General features: G+C 46.5%; 17 protein-coding genes. 8 read left to right on the top strand and 9 right to left on the bottom strand.

Features of this window, described 5'->3' with window-relative positions; translation table 11 throughout:
• Position 1 precedes the first annotated feature (1 nt).
• From B5Z18_RS13920 to B5Z18_RS13900, 5 genes are all read left to right on the top strand, one after another.
• Entirely contained in the window at positions 2–1,630 is a 1,629-nt protein-coding gene (locus tag B5Z18_RS13920) for a SusD/RagB family nutrient-binding outer membrane lipoprotein (protein WP_079470103.1), read from the top strand.
• Between the two features lie 27 nt (positions 1,631–1,657).
• Complete coding sequence (locus B5Z18_RS13915) at positions 1,658–4,468, top strand: M16 family metallopeptidase (protein ID WP_143313595.1); 2,811 nt, start codon at positions 1,658–1,660, stop codon at positions 4,466–4,468.
• Between the two features lie 6 nt (positions 4,469–4,474).
• Positions 4,475–6,988, top strand: coding sequence for an outer membrane beta-barrel protein (locus B5Z18_RS13910; RefSeq protein ID WP_079470101.1), 2,514 nt, complete (start codon positions 4,475–4,477; stop codon positions 6,986–6,988).
• A gap of 43 nt (positions 6,989–7,031) precedes the next feature.
• A complete protein-coding gene (locus B5Z18_RS13905; protein WP_079470100.1) occupies positions 7,032–7,610 on the top strand; it encodes a Crp/Fnr family transcriptional regulator in 579 nt (192 codons plus the stop codon).
• 65 nt (positions 7,611–7,675) lie between these two features.
• Positions 7,676–8,752, top strand: coding sequence for an oxidoreductase (locus B5Z18_RS13900; protein ID WP_079470099.1), 1,077 nt, complete (start codon positions 7,676–7,678; stop codon positions 8,750–8,752).
• A gap of 23 nt (positions 8,753–8,775) precedes the next feature.
• On the opposite strand, the gene B5Z18_RS13895 is transcribed toward B5Z18_RS13900, so the two are convergent.
• The 4 genes from B5Z18_RS13895 to B5Z18_RS13880 all read right to left on the bottom strand — a co-directional run bounded on the left by B5Z18_RS13895 (position 8,776) and on the right by B5Z18_RS13880 (position 12,133).
• Entirely contained in the window at positions 8,776–9,045 is a 270-nt protein-coding gene (locus B5Z18_RS13895) for a hypothetical protein (RefSeq protein ID WP_079470098.1), read from the bottom strand.
• A 79-nt stretch (positions 9,046–9,124) separates the two neighbouring features.
• A complete protein-coding gene (locus B5Z18_RS13890) occupies positions 9,125–10,024 on the bottom strand; it encodes a LysR family transcriptional regulator (protein ID WP_079470097.1) in 900 nt (299 codons plus the stop codon).
• An 11-nt stretch (positions 10,025–10,035) separates the two neighbouring features.
• Entirely contained in the window at positions 10,036–10,833 is a 798-nt protein-coding gene (locus B5Z18_RS13885; RefSeq protein ID WP_079470096.1) for a hypothetical protein, read from the bottom strand.
• A 172-nt stretch (positions 10,834–11,005) separates the two neighbouring features.
• Positions 11,006–12,133 carry a hypothetical protein gene (locus tag B5Z18_RS13880; protein ID WP_079470095.1) on the bottom strand — a complete coding sequence of 376 codons (1,128 nt, stop codon included), beginning with the start codon at positions 12,131–12,133 and terminating at the stop codon, positions 11,006–11,008.
• Between the two features lie 119 nt (positions 12,134–12,252).
• Between B5Z18_RS13880 and B5Z18_RS13875 the strand changes: the two genes are divergently transcribed.
• The gene (locus B5Z18_RS13875; RefSeq protein ID WP_079470094.1) at positions 12,253–13,599 is read left to right on the top strand and encodes a hypothetical protein; all 1,347 of its coding nucleotides are present in this window, start codon (positions 12,253–12,255) and stop codon (positions 13,597–13,599) included.
• Positions 13,600–13,678: 79 nt separating this feature from the next.
• Here B5Z18_RS13875 and B5Z18_RS13870 read toward each other — a convergent pair whose 3' ends face one another.
• The 3 genes from B5Z18_RS13870 to B5Z18_RS32515 form a co-directional block, all read right to left on the bottom strand.
• A complete protein-coding gene (locus B5Z18_RS13870) occupies positions 13,679–14,092 on the bottom strand; it encodes a VOC family protein (protein ID WP_079470093.1) in 414 nt (137 codons plus the stop codon).
• Between the two features lie 540 nt (positions 14,093–14,632).
• Positions 14,633–15,151, bottom strand: coding sequence for an RNA polymerase sigma factor (locus B5Z18_RS13860; protein WP_079470091.1), 519 nt, complete (start codon positions 15,149–15,151; stop codon positions 14,633–14,635).
• Positions 15,152–15,215: 64 nt separating this feature from the next.
• Positions 15,216–15,980 (bottom strand): hypothetical protein, encoded by a 765-nt coding sequence (locus B5Z18_RS32515; RefSeq protein WP_079470090.1) that lies wholly within the window; start codon positions 15,978–15,980, stop codon positions 15,216–15,218.
• Positions 15,981–16,300: 320 nt separating this feature from the next.
• On the opposite strand from B5Z18_RS32515, the gene B5Z18_RS13850 reads away from it, so the two are divergent.
• Together B5Z18_RS13850 and B5Z18_RS13845 are read left to right on the top strand one after the other, a co-directional pair.
• Positions 16,301–16,738, top strand: a complete 438-nt coding sequence (locus B5Z18_RS13850) for a hypothetical protein (RefSeq protein ID WP_079470089.1) — start codon at positions 16,301–16,303, stop codon at positions 16,736–16,738.
• Positions 16,739–16,752: 14 nt separating this feature from the next.
• Positions 16,753–17,937 carry a hypothetical protein gene (locus B5Z18_RS13845; RefSeq protein ID WP_143313594.1) on the top strand — a complete coding sequence of 395 codons (1,185 nt, stop codon included), beginning with the start codon at positions 16,753–16,755 and terminating at the stop codon, positions 17,935–17,937.
• A gap of 7 nt (positions 17,938–17,944) precedes the next feature.
• Here the strand turns inward: B5Z18_RS13845 and B5Z18_RS13840 are convergent, their stop codons facing one another.
• Positions 17,945–19,390: an amino acid permease gene (locus B5Z18_RS13840; RefSeq protein ID WP_079470087.1), complete on the bottom strand. Its 1,446-nt coding sequence runs from the start codon at positions 19,388–19,390 to the stop codon at positions 17,945–17,947.
• 336 nt (positions 19,391–19,726) lie between these two features.
• Positions 19,727–20,225 (bottom strand): integrase core domain-containing protein (locus tag B5Z18_RS13835; RefSeq protein ID WP_143313593.1); only part of this gene is annotated, 499 nt, incomplete at its 5' end.

The raw sequence follows: 20,225 nt of genomic DNA, 5'->3' as shown, positions 1-20,225 counted from the left end.
GATGCGCAAAAGATATCATATTTTAACGGGAGCCCTCTTAACTGCTGCCATCTTCATCGCCGGGTGTAAAAAAGGCTGGATTGATATTAACTACAATCCGATGCAGCTTACAGAAAACAATGCCACACCGGATCTGATGTTGCCGGATATGTTGTTCAACAGCATGTCGGGTGTGAATAACGAAACGGAAGCACAATGGATGGGCTACTGGACATTTGCAGAATATTCTTCCGGAGCCAACGTACTTACTTATTATCAACTGGATGATATGTTTTTCGGCACCAGTTCTCCCGATCCGGCTATCCTGCTCTGGGAGGCAAATGCAAGGGTACACGACCAGCCTTATTACATTGGTATTGCCAAAGTGATCAGGGCATTGCAATGGAGCCGCGCGGTAGATAACAGCAATAACATGCCATATAGCGAGGCCAATAATACCAGCATCCGGAAACCTAAATACGACACCGGGGAATTCATTTATGAAGACCTGGTGAAACAGCTGGATTCGGCTGTTACACTCATCCGTGAAGCACCACAGGATAAAGCGATCCGTATTTCCATTGCGGATATTATGTTTCATGGCGATAAACAAAAGTGGTTTAAGTTTATCAATACCCTCAAACTACGGTTGCTGGTACACCAGGCCAACAAACCCGGCCGGGAGGATTATATCAAAGGAGAAATTGCGAAGATCGTAGCACAGGGTTCCGGTTTTTTAAACAGTGGGGAAAATGCGGATATAAACCCCGGTTTTACAGACCAGCGGCCTTCCAAGTATTACGCGAAATACTCACAGTATGATATATATCCCCGCTATTATACTGTGGCTGGGGATAAACAAATACCTAACTGGCAGATGGCTTCCGCAAACGTAACCGCCATGAATATGCTGAAAGAAAACCATGATCCCCGTCTCGGTTTCTTTTACTCACCCGCCCGCGTGCCGTTACCTGCCAATGCAGTGGAACCATTTACACAACCTGGTCCGCAGGAATACAGGGGCAATAAATTCGGTTTGCCGGTAGATGAACAACAGTACCCTTACAACCGTACGGAATATGTGTCACAGGTAGGCGGCGTACGCACTTTCCGTACACCTGTATCGCCTTTATCGACCGGTATCATAAAAGGCTATGATATGCCCTGCTGGATCATTACCAGCATCGAAAGCATGTTCCTTCAGGCGGAAGCCATTCAGCGCGGATGGTTGCCCGGTGATCCCGAAACGGCCTATAAGAACGCCGTGAAGGAATCGTTCCGCTGGCTCAATGTAGGCGGCAACACCACGGTGCCTTCCCTGTCGGATGATGCTTTCAATACCTGGTATAATGCAGAAACAGCTGCTGCCAATCCAAAGGTGAGCTGGGCCGCCGCACCGGATAAGTACAAACTGCTGATGTTCCAGAAATACATGGCCTTTAACGGTATTGAACCTTTTGAAGCATGGGTGGACTACCGCCGCAACGGCAGGTTCCCGGAAATCCCATTGTCTTACGACCCGGCCAGGGTGGGCAATATCATGCCTATCCGGTGTCCTTACCCGGTATCAGAAATGGTACAGAATAAGGAAAACCTGCTGGCACAAGGTCCTATCGACATCTTCACCAGCAAAATCTGGTGGATGCCATAATCATCTTCTAAAAAAATAACGGTTATCATGATAAAATTTTGTTGCAGCATTGCAGCATGGGGGATACTATTGTCTGCCTTTACCGGCAGCATAGCCCATGCACAACAAACCGGTGAAACAGTGCCGATGGATCCGGAAGTAACGATAGGTAAACTCCCCAACGGGTTTACCTATTATATCCGGAAAAATACCACGCCGGAAAAAAGAGCGGTAATGTACCTGGTGAACAAAGCCGGGTCTATCCTGGAAACAGACGAACAGCGCGGCCTGGCGCACTTCCTGGAGCATATGGCCTTTAATGGCACTACTCATTATCCCAAAAATGAACTGGTAAATTATCTCCAGAAATCAGGCGTGCGTTTTGGCGCAGACCTTAACGCCTACACGGGGTTTGATGAAACCGTATACCAGCTGCCGGTATCCGTGGAAGATAAAACCGTTTTCCGTAATGCCATGCAGATCATGCGCGACTGGGCACAGGAACTCACCCTCAGTGATGAGGAAATAGATAATGAAAGAGGAGTGATCCTCGAAGAAAAAAGACAACGCCTGGGCTCCGCACAACGCATACAGGACAAAGTAATGCCGTTGTCGGTGAACCAGTCGCTGTACGCCTCCCGTTTGCCGATAGGCACGGAAGAAGTACTGAAGAACTTTAAGCATGAACAGATCCGCGCTTTTTATAAAGACTGGTACCGGCCCGACCTGCAGGCGTTGATCGTAGTGGGCGATGTAAATGTGGCGCAGATAGAAAAATCCATCCGCGCTATGTTCGCCGATCTGCGCTCACCCGCGCAGCCGAAAGAACGTAAATACACCACTATCCCGCTCACCGGTAAAAACCAGTTCCTGGCGGTAACAGATGCGGAAGTGGCCACCACCCGCCTGGAACTCACCATCAAACAGCCGGGAGCCACCATTAAAACAAAAACGGATTTCAGCAATATCCTCATCCAATCCCTGTTTAACAGCATGGTCAGCGATCGTATGAATGAAGTGGCACGGCAAAAAAATGCCCCCTTCCTCAGTGGTGGTGCAGGGTTTGGTAAAATGATGGCCAATCTCAGCGGCCTTAGCGGCAGAGTAGTACTCAAGCCCGGTGAAACAGAAAAAGGCATCAAAGCCTGGTGGACGGAAATACAACGGATAAAGAAATACGGCTTCACCGAAGGAGAATTGCAACGGGCAAAAACCTCCTTCCTCAGCAACGTTTCCCTGAGCTACAAGGAGCGGGATAAAACCCCTTCGGAATCGTATGTAAGGGAATATGTAAAACACTTCCTGGAAGGTGAAGCAAGTCCGGGCAGCGCATATGAAACCGCCTTGTACAAAGCCATTACCGACACGCTCACGTTGAAGGGTTTTAATGCTGTTATACAATCCTACTTTAAGGACACCGACCGTGATCTTATCCTGGTGGCCAACGACAAACAGAAAGACTCCCTTCCTTCGGAAGCCACCGTGCTGCAATGGATGAACGAAGCTGCCACCGCGTCCATCGCTGCCTATGAAGATAAAAAAGTACTGCGTACCACGCTGCTCGACAGTGCCCCGCAACCGGGTACTATCATCAGTGAGAAAGTGATCAAAGACCTGGGCATCACTTCCCTGGAACTCAGCAACGGACTGAAAGTGCTGCTGAAACCAACCAGCTTTAAAAAAGATGAAATCTTATTTAATGGTTTCAGCCGCGGAGGTTTATCACAGGTAAGTGACGCTGATTTTTATAACGCCAGCATCGCTGCCTCACTCGTTAGTGCCAGCGGCGTATCAGATATGACCCAGGCGGAATTACGCAAACTACTCACCGGGAAAAATGTGTCGGTATCGCCATTCATCAGCGAAACATCAGAAGGCATCTCCGGCGGTGCTGCTGATGAAGACCTGGAAACCGCGCTGCAACTGGTATACCTGTATTTTACCAGTCCGCGTAAAGACCCGGTGATGTTCAGCAATATGATTGAGCAGGCGCGGCTGTCGTACGCCAATGCCAACAAAGCGCCGCGGCAACTATACAGCGATACCCTCAACGCTGTAATGGCTAATTATCACTTCCGTAAGATGCAGCTGCCGGAGCAACAACTGAACCTGCTCGATGCAGATCAGGCACTGGCCATTTATAAAAACAGGTTTGCAGATGCCGCCGGCTTCACCTTCACTTTTGTTGGCAACTTTAACACCGATAGCATCAAACCATTGCTGGTCAGGTACCTTGGATCATTGCCGGCTTTACATAAACAGGAAAATGTAAAGGATCTTCAGCTGAATTATCCGCAGGGCAGGGTAGTGAAAAAAGTGGTAGCCGGTAAAGAGCCGCAGGCAATTGTTACCCTCGCTTTCAGCGGTTCCTTTCCGTACGATATCACCACCAGCGACCAGATGAAAGCACTGGCAGGGGTGCTTAATATCCGTCTTACAGAACGGCTCCGCGAACAGGAAGCAGGCGTATACAGCGTTAATGTAAATGCCAATACCCGCAAAGTACCTTCCGGTGAATATATGTTTGGCATTAATTTTATCTGCGACCCGCGCAACGTGGAAACCCTGATCCTTAGCGTTAACAGTGAAATTATGAAGTTGAAAACAACAGGCGTGGCAGAAGATGATGTGGTAAAATATAAGGCCGGCTATAAAAGCAGCGTGGAACGGGCGTTTAAAGAAAACGGATTCTGGCTGAATTATATCGCTTCCACGCTCCTGAACCAGGAACCTTTGCAACAGCCGGATATAAAGGACCGGCTACAACAAATCACACCGGAAACTTTACAGCAAACCGCTGTGAAATATTTTAACAATGCTAACTATATCCGCGCCGTACTGGTACCGGAAAGTAACTAAACAAACGTGAAAACACTATACGCCGCCGGGATTGCATTTTTCCTTGCCGGATGTTTCGTAACCGCCCCTTGCGCAATTGCACAGGGGCGGGCTGCGGACAGCCTGCCGGTAACAGCTTCGGATACCACGCACCCCAAAATTATTGGACTCAAAGCCGTAGAGGTAACCGTTGCCAAACCACCTTTTACACTTCGTAACGACACCCTGGAATTTGATGCTTCGTCCATAAAACTGGCTGCAAATGCCAGCGTATTGCAGCTGCTGAAAAAACTCCCCGGCGTAGTGATAGGCAATGATGGCAGCATTACCGTGAACGGGAAATCAGTAACAAGAATAAAAGTAGATGGCAGGGAATTTTTTGGAGATAATAAAGAAGCGGCCACCAAATACCTGCCCGCGGAAATTATTGATAAGGTAGAAGTAACCGCCACCAAAGACCTCGCCTCCCAGCGCTCCCTTGCAGTGAAGCCCCCGGCGGAAGATGTAACCGTTAACCTCGTACTTAAAAAAGATAAAAACACCGGCATCGTAGGAAACATAACCGCCGGTGCGGGTAGTCGTGACCGTTACCTTGCAGATGGCATGATCAGCTCTATGCGTAATCCTACACGCATCAGCGTGATGGCGGCTGCAAAGAATGCTGCTGATCAGCCGGGCGGCATAACAGCGATATCCACCACTGGCATGGGCGGCGGCGGAGAAGGAGGCTTGCCGGAATACAAAAACGGCAGCATCAACATCAACACAAAAGCCGGTAAAAAGCTCACATTGGACGGTAACTACAGCTATAATAACACTAAAAACACAAAAACAGCTGCCACCGACCGGCTCAATTTATTGCCGGATAACAGTTTCCGTAATCAAAGTACCAATAATGAAGTAACCAGGAACGGCCAGCATCAGCTGTATACCAGTCTTGTTTATGAAAAGGATTCACTAACCACCTGGACATTCAGGACCAACGCGGCTATCGGGAAAAACAGCAATACATTGCAGTCGCATTCCTTATCGGAAACCCCCACCGGCGACCTGCTGAATACACTCTCTTCGCGGAATAACGGGGAAGCACATACGCGCAACGGCGGCAGTGAAATCAATTTCAACAAAACCAGCCGTAACCGCAAGCTGAACCTCAACACCACCTGGCGGTTTGATGCCGGCAGTAAAAAACAAACTGAATATAACAATACGGTCAATAATTTTTATACCAACAATAGCATCAGTCAGCAGGATTCTTTAAATCAATATATCAGCTCCAGGGAAAACAGCTTTAATAATAATTTTACATTTAACCTGTCGGCGGCCATTGGGCATGGCTTTGTGCTGGCATTAGACTACACGCTGGGTACCACTTACAACAAACAACTCCGGGAAGTATTTGAAGAAGATCCCGCGTCCGGTAAATATGGTATGCGGGATAGTGCGTTATCCAGCAGTAATAAAAATTCAAGTTTTACCCATACGCCTTCTGTGCAGCTGGCCTGGAAAGGCGACCGCCTCAGCATTGCGCTGAATACCGGTATGCGGATTTTGCAACAGGAAAACCGGCTGCTGTGGCTGGACTCCGTGATTAAGATCCATCAGCAACAATTTGCGCCCAACCTGCAATTAAATTATTCCGTCAGTAAATACGGACGGTTGTTTACCAACTATTCCATTTCTTCTTCCGCCCCTTCGGCAGAGCAGTTGTCGCCCGTAGTGGATAATACCAACCCCTTGTTCATGAAGGTCGGCAACCCTTTGCTGAAAGGCACTTTCACCCAAAACCTGTCGCTGATGTTTTTCGTTTATCAGCCGGTAACAGGGTTTACTTTCAATCTTAGTGGCAATGGCTCCCTTGCCCGCAATGAAATTGTGGCGGATCAGCGTTATGATTCCCTGGGACGACAAATCAGTACCTTTCAGAATGTGAATGGTACGTGGAGAATGATGGTATATGGAAATATCAATCTCCAAAAGAAAAGGAACAACTGGACGTTCAACAATGGTATTAATGTTAACATAAACAGGAACCGGGGTGTTGGCCTGGTGGCCGGTGAAAAAAATATTTCCAATGGGTGGGCTGCCGGCGCTGGTGTTTATTTTTCCGTTGCTTATAAAGAATGGCTGACCATATCGCCTGCTGTAAATATAGATGTGAATAGCACCGTTTATTCCCTGCCTGGTATTGATAACGTTAATTATAACACGCAACGCCTTAACATGCAGTGGGAGCTGATCCCCGTTAAACGGCTGGAGCTGTCGGGCGATATGGCGTATCACTATAATTCGCAGGTAACGGCGCCGGACCAACGCCGTTACTTTGTTTGTAACAGTGCGGTGGCCTATAGTTTTGGCAGGAAAGAACAGATGAAGTTGAAATGCAGGGTGAATGATCTTTTTAATAATAACACCAATATCTCCAATATCACTACGCCTACCTATACAGAAACAAAACAGGTAAATGCTTTACAGCGTTATGTAATGATCAGTTTCCAGTATTTTTTCGGGAAGATGGGATCGCAAAAGATTATTCTTTGAGACGTTCCTGCACAGGGCTATCTTTGAAGAATAACCAAGGAGCATGAAATTGCTGACAGATAGTATTCTCCAACATGTACCGCTGCGCGACGCTGATATTAAACGTATTCCCGGCTATTTTGAATCTGTGCGCACACGCCGCCGCCAGTTCCTGTTGCGGGAGGGCGATGTTTGCCGCTACGAATTTTTTGTGCTGAAAGGTTGTTGCCGTCAGTATGAAAAAGATGCCACGGGGAAAGAAAATGTGCTGCAGTTCAGCGTGGAAGGCTGGTGGATCACGGATCTGGACAGTATGCTGTCCGGTCAGCCATCCCTCTTTAATATTGACGTGCTGGAAGGAGGGGAGGTGTTGCGTATCACCCGGCAGCAACTGGAGCAGCTGTTTAACGATATCCCGGCAGTGGAACGGTATTACCGCATTATTTCCCAGCGGGGTTACATCGCGTTGCAACGTCGTATCCTGTCGCTGCAGAAGCCTGCCATAGAACGGTACCGCGGGTTTGTAAGCCGGTATCCTTTTCTTGAAACACGCCTGCCCCAGCACCAGGTAGCGGCGTACCTGGGTATTACCCCTGAGTCATTGAGCCGTTTACGTCGTAAAATAGCAAAGGAGCCGTTATAGATTTCTTACCATTTGTTATTGTTTTGGAGGAGCTGCGTGCACAACTTTGCACTAAAGTTTTAGATATGACAACACACCCGGTATTGGCGCCTGTTATGCTGGCGCAGCAATCTGTAAAGAACAGGGTGGTGCTGGCGCCTATGAGTCGTACCAGCGCTACATTGCAGGGCATTCCTACTGCAGCTATGAACGCTTACTACGAACGTTTTGCCCTCGGTGGTTTTGGGATCATCATCACCGAAGGATTATATACCGATGCGGTGGCCAGCCAGGCGTATCCGCATCAGCCAGGGCTGGTAACGCCACAACAGGTGGCCGGCTGGCAGGAGCTGGCAGTGAAAGTGAAAACACACGGCAGCTTATTCATTGCGCAGCTGATGCATGCCGGCGCGTTATCGCAGCATTTATCGCATACGCTGGCGCCTTCCGTGGTAACGCCGCTGGGGCGTAAGCTGCGCTCCTACGGTGGCGGCGATGGTCCTTTCCCGATTCCGGCCGCCATGACACCCGAAGACATCGCCACCGCAGTGGCAGGATATGCCGCGGCGGCTGTCAACGCCGTGGCCGCCGGATTTGATGGCATAGAAGTGCATGCCGCCAATGGCTATCTGCCGGACCAGTTTTTAACGGAATACACCAATCTGCGGGAGGATGAATACGGCGGATCTGTGGTGAATCGTTTCCGTATTATCGCGGAAATCATCACTGCGATCAGGCAGGCAGTGCCTCCGCATTTTATTATCGGGCTGCGCCTCTCGGAAGGCAAAGTGAATAACTTCACGTATCGCTGGCCGGATGGCGCTGTTACGGCAGCAGTACTACTTGAAGAAGTAAGAAAGGTATCACCGGATTATATTCATATTTCAGGAGAAGGCAGCACCTGGGAAAAACTGGGCGCCTATGCACATGGGGAAACACTTACGGGCATGGCTAAACGTATTGTTCAACGGCCGGTGATTGCCAACGGCGGCATGGAAGAACTGGCCGTGGCCGGAAGGGCATTAACGGAAGGACATGCGGATCTTATTTCGCTCGGAAAGGCTGCACTCGCCAATCCAAACTGGCCGGCCCGTGTGGCCGCAGGGGAACCGTTCACACCTTTTGAGCGGGGAATGGCGGAGCCTTTTCCGCCGGTACAGTAATATTCCGTTCGGGACGCAGGAGGTTATTCACCATTATTCAGCATCTCCATTTCGAGGAGCTTGCTGCCTCCTGCAAAATCTGCTGCAGCATCCGGACATAATACCATTCCCAGGGAATTCATCATTCTTTGGGCAACCAGGTCTATATCTTCGGTAGTGGTGGCGAGAAATGGAGCCTGGCTTTTCAGCCGCTGGATTAACGCATTCTTCTGGGTAACAGAGATATCTACCAGCTTGTTAATTCTTTCTACAGCCGCTTTGTACAGTTCGTCGTAATAAAAAAGCATGTTCATGTCAACAGGTTATTTTGTATGGTTCAAATGTAGCCCATAGCTTATAATCCTGGCTATATGAAAATATTATGACCTATAATTAATAATTATAAATGGATCTGGCCATTTTGATGAAGCGTTTGTTGAGGTCGCTGGTTTCGCCTTTGCGTTGAATGAAATAAAAACTACGTTCTATCCGCAGCCCTTCGAAGGAGAGGATGGTTAATTCGCCGTGTTGCAGCTCTTTAGCGATGGAGCGGGTAGACAGGAATCCTACACAGCCGGATTCCAGCAGGAAGTTTTTCAGGGCTTCGGTGCCTCCCAGCCTGACTTTTATTTTCAGGTCGTTGAGCCGGATCTTACTTTTCTGCAGCCCTTTTTTGAGCGCTTCCAGGGTGCCGCTGCCGCGCTCCCGGATGGCTACGGGCATCTGCAGGATTTCTTTCAGCGGGTAGTTCTTTTTACGGGCCAGGGGGTTGTCGTGGCTGCATACGGCCACTATCTGGTCTTTCAGGAAAGGCTGGTAGGTAATATTGCTCAGTTGTCCTTTTTCTTCGGTAACGCCTATATTAATTTCTTTGTCGAGCAGTGCCTGCAATACAATTTCACTGTTCCGGTTGAGCAGGGAAATATCTACCAGCGGGTATTCGCGGTGAAAAGCCGACATTACTTTGGGTAATATATACAGCGCTGCGGTGGTGCTGGCACCCAGGTTGAGCATGCCGGTAGCCTGCTGCTGGTCGTGGATCACGGAAATATCGAACTCGGTTTCCTGTTGTATATGGCGTACGGTAAGCAGGCGGTTGTACAGCAGCTGACCGGCGTCTGTCAGTTCTATCTGCAAACCTTTTCTTTCAAATAATTTGGTTTTATATTGTTCTTCCAACCCTTTGATATGTGTGCTTACCGCCGGTTGTGAAATAAACAACGCCTGGCTGGCCTTTGAAAAGCTTTTCTGATGGGCCACTTCCATAAAGATCTGGTGACGGTTAGATAGCATGTGCGCAAATTTTATGGAGCGTATAAAATCTCTCTCCGGCGGATAAAACGGACTTTGTCTTTATAATCCGTTATCCTGTTGTTCATGATTTCCACTTTTTCTATCCAGTTATGATGAAGGTCGTAGGTAAACTCATACCGGTGCACCGTTCTTTCCACGGTACCGGTGGCGGTAACCTTGTCGGATATTTTCGCGGTCAGATGTCCGTGTTCATTGTACTGGCAAATGATGGTTTCTACTGCCTGGTTACCGGCCAAACTGTCGGCGTCCTGGAATTTGTATTCTTCCAGTAATTGTTGCCGGCTGTTATACTTACTTTTAGTGATTTCCATCAGCGCATCAAAAGAATAGTAGCGGGTAATTTCTATCCGGCAGCCATCGTCATCCGTGCTGGTATTGGTTTCCCATTGTTCGTTGTAGGGGTCTTCCTCTACGGGCAGGGGATTGTTGTTTTCCAGTTGCTCCAGCACATTGCCTGCTTCATCATACCGGGTGTAGAAGGTATCTTCCCCATAGTATTCGGTGCATTCTTTCAGGGTGCCGTTTTCAAAATAGCTGTTTTTGTAGATAGGCCCCTTCGCTGCGGAGGTCAGCGCTTTTTCCAGCAGGTTTCCCTGGTCATCAAAAGTATAAACGAGGGTTTTATCCAATTCATGGCCGGCGGTATAATCTTCCCATTTGAGCAATAATCCTTTCTCATCAAAAAAGGAGAGTTCGTACCCGTAATATTTGCCATCGGGGTCTGTGGTAGCATATTTCATTTGCTGTACCGGCCCGGTCAGCTCAGTATCTGCCAATGTCTGTTTCATGGTACCTAAAGTTATTGGAAACAAAATAAACTTCCACTATTTAAGTACTTATTTCTGCATGATATTTTTGGAGCGGTGTTTTCCGGGTATTTTTTTCCTGGAGAGACGGGGAATGCGGTAATCCCCGTAAAGCCAGGCAACCCTCACGGGGGCTGCCTGGCGGAAGGAGTGGTTATTTGTCGAAGGTCATATCTTCAAACTTGTCCAGTTTGGCCATTATTCCCCAGCCATAAAAATCGTTGGCCAGGGCAATCAGTACTTCATTGTCGCCGGCTACCAATGGGAGGGGAAAGGACGCGTTATCCACGGTGCAACGGCCATCCGGCTGCTTCAGCAGCGGGGAACCGTACCGGTTTTTATCTACATACAGGTACTTTCCGTTTATGAAAACCCATACCTCGTCGCTGAAGCCCAGGTGTAGCTGCCGGGTTTGCGCTATGGCGGAGCGGATATTTGTTTTCAGCCACACAATGCGCCGGGCGCGGTTTTCAGCGCTGCCAAATTTGCGGGTTACGTTGACCAGTCCTCTTCTTTCGGCCCGGATGGTTTCCCAGGGTGCATTCGTGCCGGGCTTCCATGCCATACTGAAATCAATCTTTTCGGGGGTATTCATTGGCTGGGAAATTTGCCAGGTGCGGAGATAGGAAGCGTCATTGTTGGTGATATCAATGCCTTCACCGGGGGGCAATCCCTCCGTTTGATCCGGTTTTACCACCAGGTTGGCAATGATTGCCTGTCCGTCGAATGCGAGGCCGCCATGCCAGGCGTTGCCTTCCAGTCGCGGTACCTCCAGCACGGGGCGGGAGGTATCGTTTACATACACGCGCATTTGTTTGCCGGAAATAACCAGCTTCACGTGGTTCCAGTCGTCGTTGGAAAACCAGGCTACCGACTGGTACTGATCCAGCATATCCCACAGGTTAATACCATCGATATGCGGTGCATACTGTACGGCATCGCCTTTACCGGAAGAGGGCATACGGAAATAGAAACACTCATTCTCTTTCCGGCTCATACGCCTGAAATAGAACGACGTGAAAGGAGAGGTGGCTTGTACGTCGTATTCAATGGTACCGTTGGTAAAGTCGAGATCTTTCAGCACTACAGTGTCGTTGGAGTGCAACAGCTTCATGGCCGGCACCGATTTATAGGTGATAAATTCCACGGTGCCGGGCTGGAATGCCCAGTGCCCGGCTTCCAGCGGTACCTTGATAACCTCCTGTTGGCCAGGTTTCTTTTTTTGTGCTGCTACGCATAATGGAAGCAATAGGAATAAGCACGCGATGCGGATTTTTGTCATGACCAGTATTTTTAATTTTAAATGCTGCAGCAAATCTGAATAATAACTAATTTCAGGACGAATCATTGGCGCATCAAGTGTGTGCAAATCCGTGCAAGCTTGTAACAGACTACCAGGGAATGAATAATAGTTTTGAGATTAATTATATACGAAAGTGTCTGGAGCTGGCAGAAGCCCGGTTAAACCGGGGCGACGCCAGTGAATGGACCAGCTATGATTTTGAAAAACTAAGTGCAGCTATAGAAGAAGCCACCGGGGTAATATTGAGTGTTACCACCCTGAAACGGCTGTGGGGAAAACTGAAGTACACCAATATGCCCGCCACCACCACGCTGAACACCCTGGCGCAGTTTGCCGGGTATGCGGACTGGCGGGAGTTTAAACGCCTCGTTACCTTGTTGCCGGGGCCCGGTACAATTGCGGCAACCGGCGATGAAACCACCGGGCTTTTACCAGGTGATGATATCACGTCTGTAAATACGGCGCCTGGCGATGCCTCCACTGCAACGCCGCGGAAACGTAGTAAATGGACTTATTGGTTGCTGGGCCTGATACCGCTGGGAATCCTCGTATATGCCTTACTGTTATCCAATACCAAACCGGGGAAACCACTTGATACAACCGCTTTTTCCTTTAGCTCCAATAAAGTGGTAGCGGATGGCGTACCCAATTCTGTTATTTTCAATTATAACGCCGCCGCAGCAGGGAATGATTCTGTTTTCATTGTGCAAACCTGGGATATCAGGAGGAAAATACCTGTATCTGCAAAAGAAAAAACATACACGGCTATTTACTATGAGCCGGGTTATTTCAAGGCGAAATTAATGGTGAATAAGCAGATCATAAAGGAACACGACCTGATGATCGGCTCCGGTGGCTGGCTCGCCATGATAGAACAGGAGCCGGGTACGCCGCTGTATTTCCGGAAAAGCGAAGTAGCAAAAGGAAACGGAATAGAAGTGGACGAAGCATTGTTGTCGGCGTATCACGTTCCGCTGCAACCCGTTCCTCCTGCGTTGCGCTTCTATAATGTACAACCCCTCGGCGACATAAAAACGGATCACTTTACTTTTGAAACAACCCTGAAAAGCGATTTTCAGCAGGGCACCGCTGCCTGTCAGCGCGTAGAGGTGCTGATCCTGTGCAAAAATGACCTGATCTCCATCCCGCTGTGCGCACCCGGATGCGTGGGGGATCTCTCCCTGTTTGCCGCCGGCACTGTCATCAACAGCAGGAATACCGACCTCTCAAAATTTGGCGCCGACCTGACAAAATGGGTAAAACTCCGTGTGGTGGCAAAAGACAGGCATATGCAGTTTTTTGTGAACGACAGCGCCGCCGCGGCACTCACGATTGCCAATCCGCCTTCCGGCATTGTTGGTGTGCAATACCGGTTCAATGGCACCGGCGCCGTAAAGGACACCCGCTTTACGAAAGATAGCGCTGTGATTGCATTACAGCAATAGCTGCTGCCGGTCTATCTCCCGGAAAATAATTATAAATAAAAAAAGCCGGTTGGGAAAGAAGCCCTGACCGGCGGTGGTGTTATTTTTCGTTGGCTTTCAATACCTCCACATAATGAGGATTGTACATAATGCCCAGTATATTGCCAAAAGGATCCACCACGGAGGCTGTAACAAATCCATGTCCCCGCTCTGTAACAGGTTCAAAGGTGGTAGCTCCCAGTTGCAGTAATTTTTCCAACCCCGCCTGGATATCATCTACATGCCAGTAAATAACAGCCCCACCGGGTCCGTTGCCGGCTGATTTTGGCGCATATTTGCTGTCGATAATACCCAGTTCGTTCTGATAGTCGCCCAGGCGAAACTCTGCATAGCCGGGCTTTTCAAAGTAAGGAGGAATACCGGTTAACTCAGTGTACCATTTTTTTGCGGCTTCGTGGTCTGCTGCGTAAAAGGTCAGTGTGGCAAATCCTCTTAAAATGTTTGTGTTGCTCATATGGATTGTTTTAGGATGAAATTTTTATTGTCTGATGTAAAAGTAGCAGGCGGGTATGACAACCTTATGTCAGCAGCAGAAAAAGAAATCCGGACTTTTTTATAAAAAGGTAATCATTTTGGAGGGAAACGGGGCGGACAGGGCATTTTAAACATAAAACAAAAGAACTGTATTAAAGGCGTACTGTTGCCTTTAATACAGTTCTTACTTTTAGCAGGGCTGGTTCCACAAAAAGAACGCACAAAGATTTTGAGTGATCAGGACATATGGAAGCCCCATTTTTTACTCTTCTTTGTTTTATAACTGCGTTTTCTTTTCCCGGGCGGGTAAGGGCGTGGGTTTCCCATTGTGTCAAGTAATAGTTGCATTTTCTTTTCAGCTAGTTCCGGATTAGTGATTTCGTTATACTTCTGTTGATTAAAAGCAGATTCGCTCTTCCAGTTATCAAGGAGTTGCCTTTCGTAATCTGTTAGTTTTTTCTGGTGAAACTTTAACAGCAAGCTTGCGAGATCTGAAATTTTCAGCATAAATGGAGGTATATTATTGAGTGAAGAAATCGGCTTCTTTCGATTTGAAAACGGAGCAAAGTATTTTCTTTGCATTGTCCATATGTTTTTTAACAGTGTGTTCGCTCACCTTTAATTCTATGGAAATTTCTTTCATAGTCTTATTTTCCAACGTAAGGAGGATCACTTCCTGCTGCCGGTTTGTTAGCCTGTGAATGTTTTCCCGTATGAATTCTGTATAGTATGCGCGGTCCCAGGGATCTATTTCTACTTTTGGGTTTGCCGAATCATACATAGCATGGGTAACTGACCGCTCTTTTGCCTTAGTCCCTTTTTTACGTTTAACTTCATTGATTAATCTGAATTTTGTCGCATTCATAAGATAATTTTCTATATTGTAAATAGCCTCATCATTTTTTCTCAGGAAAATAGCCAGTATGGCGGTTCCTATCGCATCTTTTACATCTTCACGGTCGAACGTGGAAAAACGTTTTTCAATCCGCCGCTTTATTTCTCCATAACTTTCGTTGAAGTTGTTGTTGTGGTCAGACATATGATTCCCTGTTTAATTAAAGTGAATAATTAATCAATTGTTTTTTAGCATTATTTAATGCTGACTAAACGGTGAGAAATCTATGTGTGATCAGATTGAATGATTTGTTGTCCCTTGTTTTATATTGTTTGAGTATCTTTTTGCAAGATGATTCTTTATATAGCCAACTATTATTTTTACATAATCCAATATTAGCCTTATATAACCCGATTTTGTTTTTGCACAACTCACTATTGTATTTCCATAGCTCACTATTATATTTATATAGCCCACTATTATCTCTACATAACTCACTATTATCTTTGCATAGCCCACTATTATCTCTAAATAACTCACTATTATCTTTGCATAACCCACTATTATCCCTACATAACTCGCAATTATCTTTGTATAGCCCACTATTGTCTCTATATAACTCACTATTATCTTTTATTACCTGTAAACGCATCTGTTTATTGACGACTCGCTTAAACTTTATCAGGTATACCCGCTTTGAATTCCAACTGTTCCCCTTGATACACTCAATTTCTATTTCATTGTTTATATTGAATGATGTAGTTGTACTAAATTCCGTTGCTGCTGCAGGACTGAATGTAATAGTGGAATTTATACCGGACACATTGTTTAAATAAAAAGCAATTGCTTCATAATCATCATTAACGATAGTAAAATCAGATGGGTTTTTAACTGATAAATGCGATGCATGGTTGGAGACTAAAAAGACATAAAATAGAAAAGTCAGAACTCTCAAAATCATTTTGTTAGATTTAAGATAAATTTTAAGATGTTGTTCAATAAAAGAAACTTGCTGACGCACTCTGATTTCCATTATTTGTTGTTTTAAGTTTTTAGATTCGAAACTTCTTTTCCGGAAAAGTGAATCGTTATAATTAAGACAAGCCAATTCTCATTTTGGGTAATATATTTTGGAAGTATTTTTTTTTGTTGGCAAAAAAGTAGCCGGTGTTGTGATTACAGGCAGGGATTTTTGTAAGCGTTTTTTATTGAGATGCCTGTGTTTAAAGGTGTTACAGCCGGGTGAGTAGTGTAATTGGTTAATCCTTTGTTAAGCACTTTTTTTTAAGAAGTAGTAAGATTTATACCATTGTCTCGCCAGAATATCTATTTTTAGGTCCTAATCTGTATATCATGAAAAAGGTAGCCTATGACCCTGATGGCGGAAAAATCTGGATAAGGATAGAAATGACCGGCATCTACTTTATTACTTACATCTACCAGATGTGGGCGGCCACCGCCGATGAACTGCCCATATTAACAAAGCCCCTCCGGCAAAACAGCAACGAACTGCCGCAACCGGATTATTACCTCGTTCAAAACGACTACAAACCCGGTGAACCACTAATAAATTTTGATAAAAGAGTACTGGATATTTCCTTCAGGGTAAGGAAGTATGAGGACGACAACGGTTATAAATTAAGGGTAAGCGTGTTGCAGGGCGACGATTTCAATACCGCCAAAGTAATAGGCAGCGATCAGGTTGGCTATGGCGCCACCGCTACATTAGGTGCAGACGTTACCGGCAAACAGGAAGATATTTTACTGCAGTTAATCGCTAAACAGGATTGATTTAAAACACATGTATGTCAGCACTGAGAAAAATATGTATGCTGTTATCCCTGATTTCTTTTCAGGCATCTGCGCAATTTAAAACAGACAGCACCGAGCATTACCTGCTAAACTTTTCCGTGCCGGACATGCCGGCATTTAAAGCATTGGGAGCGGATCCTTCCAATCTGTTACGCCCTTCGGATATTCAAAAATTTGCGCTCAGTTTATCCCCGTTTTATTCAAACAGCCCGGGCGTGATCCCGCGAAATTTCGCGGTGGAATTTTCTCCCGGTAAACTGGCCAGCAAAAACTGGACACTGGAAGATTATGGCAAAAGGAAGTTCTGGTACAACTCTTCCTTTAGTATCGGTGCGATCGTTGACTCCGGGAATGTATCCTCTAAACTGGCCGTAGGCTACCGGTTTTCTATTGTCAGGAAGAAAGACGACCTGTTACTGAATGCTGCAAAAAGAAGAGCTGTTTTTGTTGCACAACAACAGGCACAGTTAGCGCTCCGGGAATTTAAAAATAACTGGATCATTATTGTACATAAGGAAGTGCCACCCGCAGAGCGCGCGCAGTATGGAGTAGAGCACGATAAAGAGTTCTGGGATTTCGCAGAAAATAAAGCAGAAGCATATCTCAAAGAAAATCCGGATACCGCTTTACAGGCCAGCTACGATGCCTTTAAAAAAGGATACGACACCGATAAAAAGAAATATTATGCAGCAGTAGATGACCTGATAGAAAAGTTTAAAAGCGAACATTGGAACGCTACCCGCCTGGATGGAGCCATTGCATGGGTAGGACAATCCCGCGATTCATTGATTAAAAACACCGGCTTCGCCTCCTTCAACACCTGGCTCACCTGGGCATTGGGCATCGGGAAAAACAGTCAGCTGTTGCTGGGTGGTAGTTTTAGCCTGCCCCGGTCTGAATTTAAAGACAGTACTTTCATCAATGCAACGGTGAATGTACGCTACTACCTGGGCACCTCCGGCTTCAGGGGATTTGCGGAAACGCAGTTTAAGTATCAAAACTATGATAACCTGGAAAAGTCCCTGCTGTTCAATTTCGGTACCGAATTCAGGGTTGCGAAAAGCATCTGGATTGTGGCGGAAGCAGGCATTGATAATTACCTGAAAGAGAAAGACCCTTTCAGCGCTTTTATAGCGAGTATCAATTTGCGGTACGGATTTAACCAGGTGATGAAGTAGTGATGGGTCAGGATGGTATCACCCTCCTGACTTTATTCCTCTTCACCAGCAAAAAACAAACATACAAAAATACCACCCATGCCGGGATCAGTTCTACCGGCAGCTTCATCCCCGTTATCCACATCAGGATCAGGATACCCACCAGGAACACCAGGCAAATGTAATTGGACACCGGGTAAATAAAGGAAGGGAATTTTGTTTGGATCTGCGCGTCCCGTTTACTCTTTTTGAATTTCAGGTGTACCACGGTAATCATCAGCCAGTTGATGATCAGTGAAGACACCACCAGCGACATCAGCACCTCCAACGCTTTTTCAGGGATCACTTTATTTACCACAATACAGATAGCAGCAAACAATCCCGATACGAGAATCGCTTTTACAGGAACATGATTTTTATTTAGTTGAGATAGAAATGCGGGTGCATTGCCTTGCTTCGACAAACCGTACAACATCCTGCTGTTACTGTATACGCAGCTGTTGTAAACGGAAAGGGCCGCGGTTAAAACGATGAGGTTTAACACATTTGCAATCAGGCTGGTGAAATAGATGGTTTTGCCCAAAAGAGAAAACTGGAATCCCTTCAGGCTCTCAAATACCATTACAAAGGGACTACTGTCGGTAGTAATACTTTTCCACGGCGATAAAGAAAACAGGATAACAAGCGCACCCACGTAAAAGATCAGGATACGGTAAATCACCTGGTTGGTGGCCTTTGGAATTGTTTTTTCCGGCTGGTCCGCTTCTGCGGCAGTGATACCAATCAGTTCCAGCCCGCCAAATGAAAACATGATCAGGGCAATGGCTGCAAACAATCCCTGGAAACCGCCTTTACCATCGGCATGCAATAGTCCCCGCGGGAAAAATCCGCCATCGTTCCAGAGATTCTGAATACTGGCCTGCGCACCGCCGCTTCCGCTTATCAGTAAATAAATACCAAAAACGATCATGGCGATGATCGCCACTACCTTTATGATGGAAAACCAAAACTCTGCCTCTCCATATACTTTAACAGAACTCAGGTTTAACGCATTAATAGCAATAAAGAAAAAAAGACTGGAAGACCATAGCGGGATCTCCGGCCACCAGAAATGCACATATACGCCGATGGCAGTCAGTTCCGACATGCTCACCAGGATATAAAGAATCCAGTAATTCCATCCCGAAGAAAAACCTGCAAACGAGCCCCAGTATTTATAGGCAAAATGACTAAAACTGCCGGATACCGGTTCTTCCACCACCATTTCGCCCAACTGGCGCATAATAAAGAAAGCAATAATACCGGCCAGTGCATAGCCCAAAATAACAGACGGGCCTGCCAGTACGGCTGCCGGGCCTATGCCCAGGAATAAGCCGGTGCCTATGGCGCCGCCCAGGGCAATCAGCTGGATATGCCTGTTCTGTAATCCTCTTTTAAGGCTTTTTTCTTCAGTTTTTTCGTTTGTTGCGTTCAATGTTTATGATTGCTGGATTAGGCTGCAATTTGGGGTAATTTCGGCAGAAATGGAGACCGGGATTAAATTTTCCGGTTTGTTAAGGAAGAGCAGGCGGATGTGTGGGTTACTTCTTGGATACTTCTCGGTTACTTCTTGGATACTTAGGAGTCGTATATGTGTCGTATTCCCTATACAGTTCCTATACAGTCCCTATACTCTCCCCATACACTCATGATACACTTCCCATACACTCCCTATACACTATGCCCGGTAAAATGTCTCGTCCTGATATACATATACGGTGAAGAAATAGTCCTGATATTCCGTCCTGGTAATCCTGATAATGTTTTACAATCATATATGCTGGAGCTTGGTATTTGATAATTTCTTGTAATTCTTCCATCTTTTTTTTAACGTTCCGGTTTGCTCATGTGCCTGCAATGGCGTTAAAAAATCACAACTTCCATGCGGCCGGGCTGAATTATATGCTGTAATGGTCTTATTGATAATTTCCTTCATTTGCTCAAAACCATTCATGCGGCAATACAGGTTAAATTCCGCTTTTATGATACCGTTGACTCTTTCAGCGAGTGCATTTTCATATGGGCTTCCGTTTTCAGTCATACTGATAGTGATCTTGTTATCAGTTAATAAATCCACATACTCTTTACAGCAATACTGACTTCCTCTGTCGGAATGATGCATCAGCTGCCGCCAGGGAGTGTTACGCTGTGATAAAGCCATCGTTAATGCATTCAAACATCCCTGGGCAGATAGATCCAGCCTGAAATCGAAGCCCACTATCTTGCGGGAATAGGCATCGGTAATCAGGCTTAAATAGCCAAATTCATTA

The sequence above is a fragment of the Chitinophaga ginsengisegetis genome (assembly GCF_900168065.1).
GTDB classification, from domain to species: domain Bacteria; phylum Bacteroidota; class Bacteroidia; order Chitinophagales; family Chitinophagaceae; genus Chitinophaga; species Chitinophaga ginsengisegetis.
The sequence above is the reverse complement of the archived record's forward strand: the minus strand, read 5'-3'. Positions and strand labels throughout refer to the sequence as shown.

Excerpts from the sequence above, each read along its gene's own strand:
- B5Z18_RS13920 (WP_079470103.1), top strand. The coding sequence starts at position 2 with ATGCGCAAAAGATATCATATTTTAACGGGAGCCCTCTTAACTGCTGCC.
- B5Z18_RS13905 (WP_079470100.1), top strand. The coding sequence starts at position 7,032 with ATGAAATTGCTGACAGATAGTATTCTCCAACATGTACCGCTGCGCGAC.
- B5Z18_RS13860 (WP_079470091.1), bottom strand. The coding sequence starts at position 15,151 with ATGTCTGACCACAACAACAACTTCAACGAAAGTTATGGAGAAATAAAG.
- B5Z18_RS13870 (WP_079470093.1), bottom strand. The coding sequence starts at position 14,092 with ATGAGCAACACAAACATTTTAAGAGGATTTGCCACACTGACCTTTTAC.
- B5Z18_RS13850 (WP_079470089.1), top strand. The coding sequence starts at position 16,301 with ATGAAAAAGGTAGCCTATGACCCTGATGGCGGAAAAATCTGGATAAGG.
- B5Z18_RS13895 (WP_079470098.1), bottom strand. The coding sequence starts at position 9,045 with ATGAACATGCTTTTTTATTACGACGAACTGTACAAAGCGGCTGTAGAA.
- B5Z18_RS13880 (WP_079470095.1), bottom strand. The coding sequence starts at position 12,133 with ATGACAAAAATCCGCATCGCGTGCTTATTCCTATTGCTTCCATTATGC.
- B5Z18_RS13915 (WP_143313595.1), top strand. The coding sequence starts at position 1,658 with ATGATAAAATTTTGTTGCAGCATTGCAGCATGGGGGATACTATTGTCT.
- B5Z18_RS13890 (WP_079470097.1), bottom strand. The coding sequence starts at position 10,024 with ATGCTATCTAACCGTCACCAGATCTTTATGGAAGTGGCCCATCAGAAA.
- B5Z18_RS13875 (WP_079470094.1), top strand. The coding sequence starts at position 12,253 with ATGAATAATAGTTTTGAGATTAATTATATACGAAAGTGTCTGGAGCTG.
- B5Z18_RS13900 (WP_079470099.1), top strand. The coding sequence starts at position 7,676 with ATGACAACACACCCGGTATTGGCGCCTGTTATGCTGGCGCAGCAATCT.
- B5Z18_RS13845 (WP_143313594.1), top strand. The coding sequence starts at position 16,753 with ATGTCAGCACTGAGAAAAATATGTATGCTGTTATCCCTGATTTCTTTT.
- B5Z18_RS13885 (WP_079470096.1), bottom strand. The coding sequence starts at position 10,833 with ATGAAACAGACATTGGCAGATACTGAGCTGACCGGGCCGGTACAGCAA.
- B5Z18_RS32515 (WP_079470090.1), bottom strand. The coding sequence starts at position 15,980 with ATGGAAATCAGAGTGCGTCAGCAAGTTTCTTTTATTGAACAACATCTT.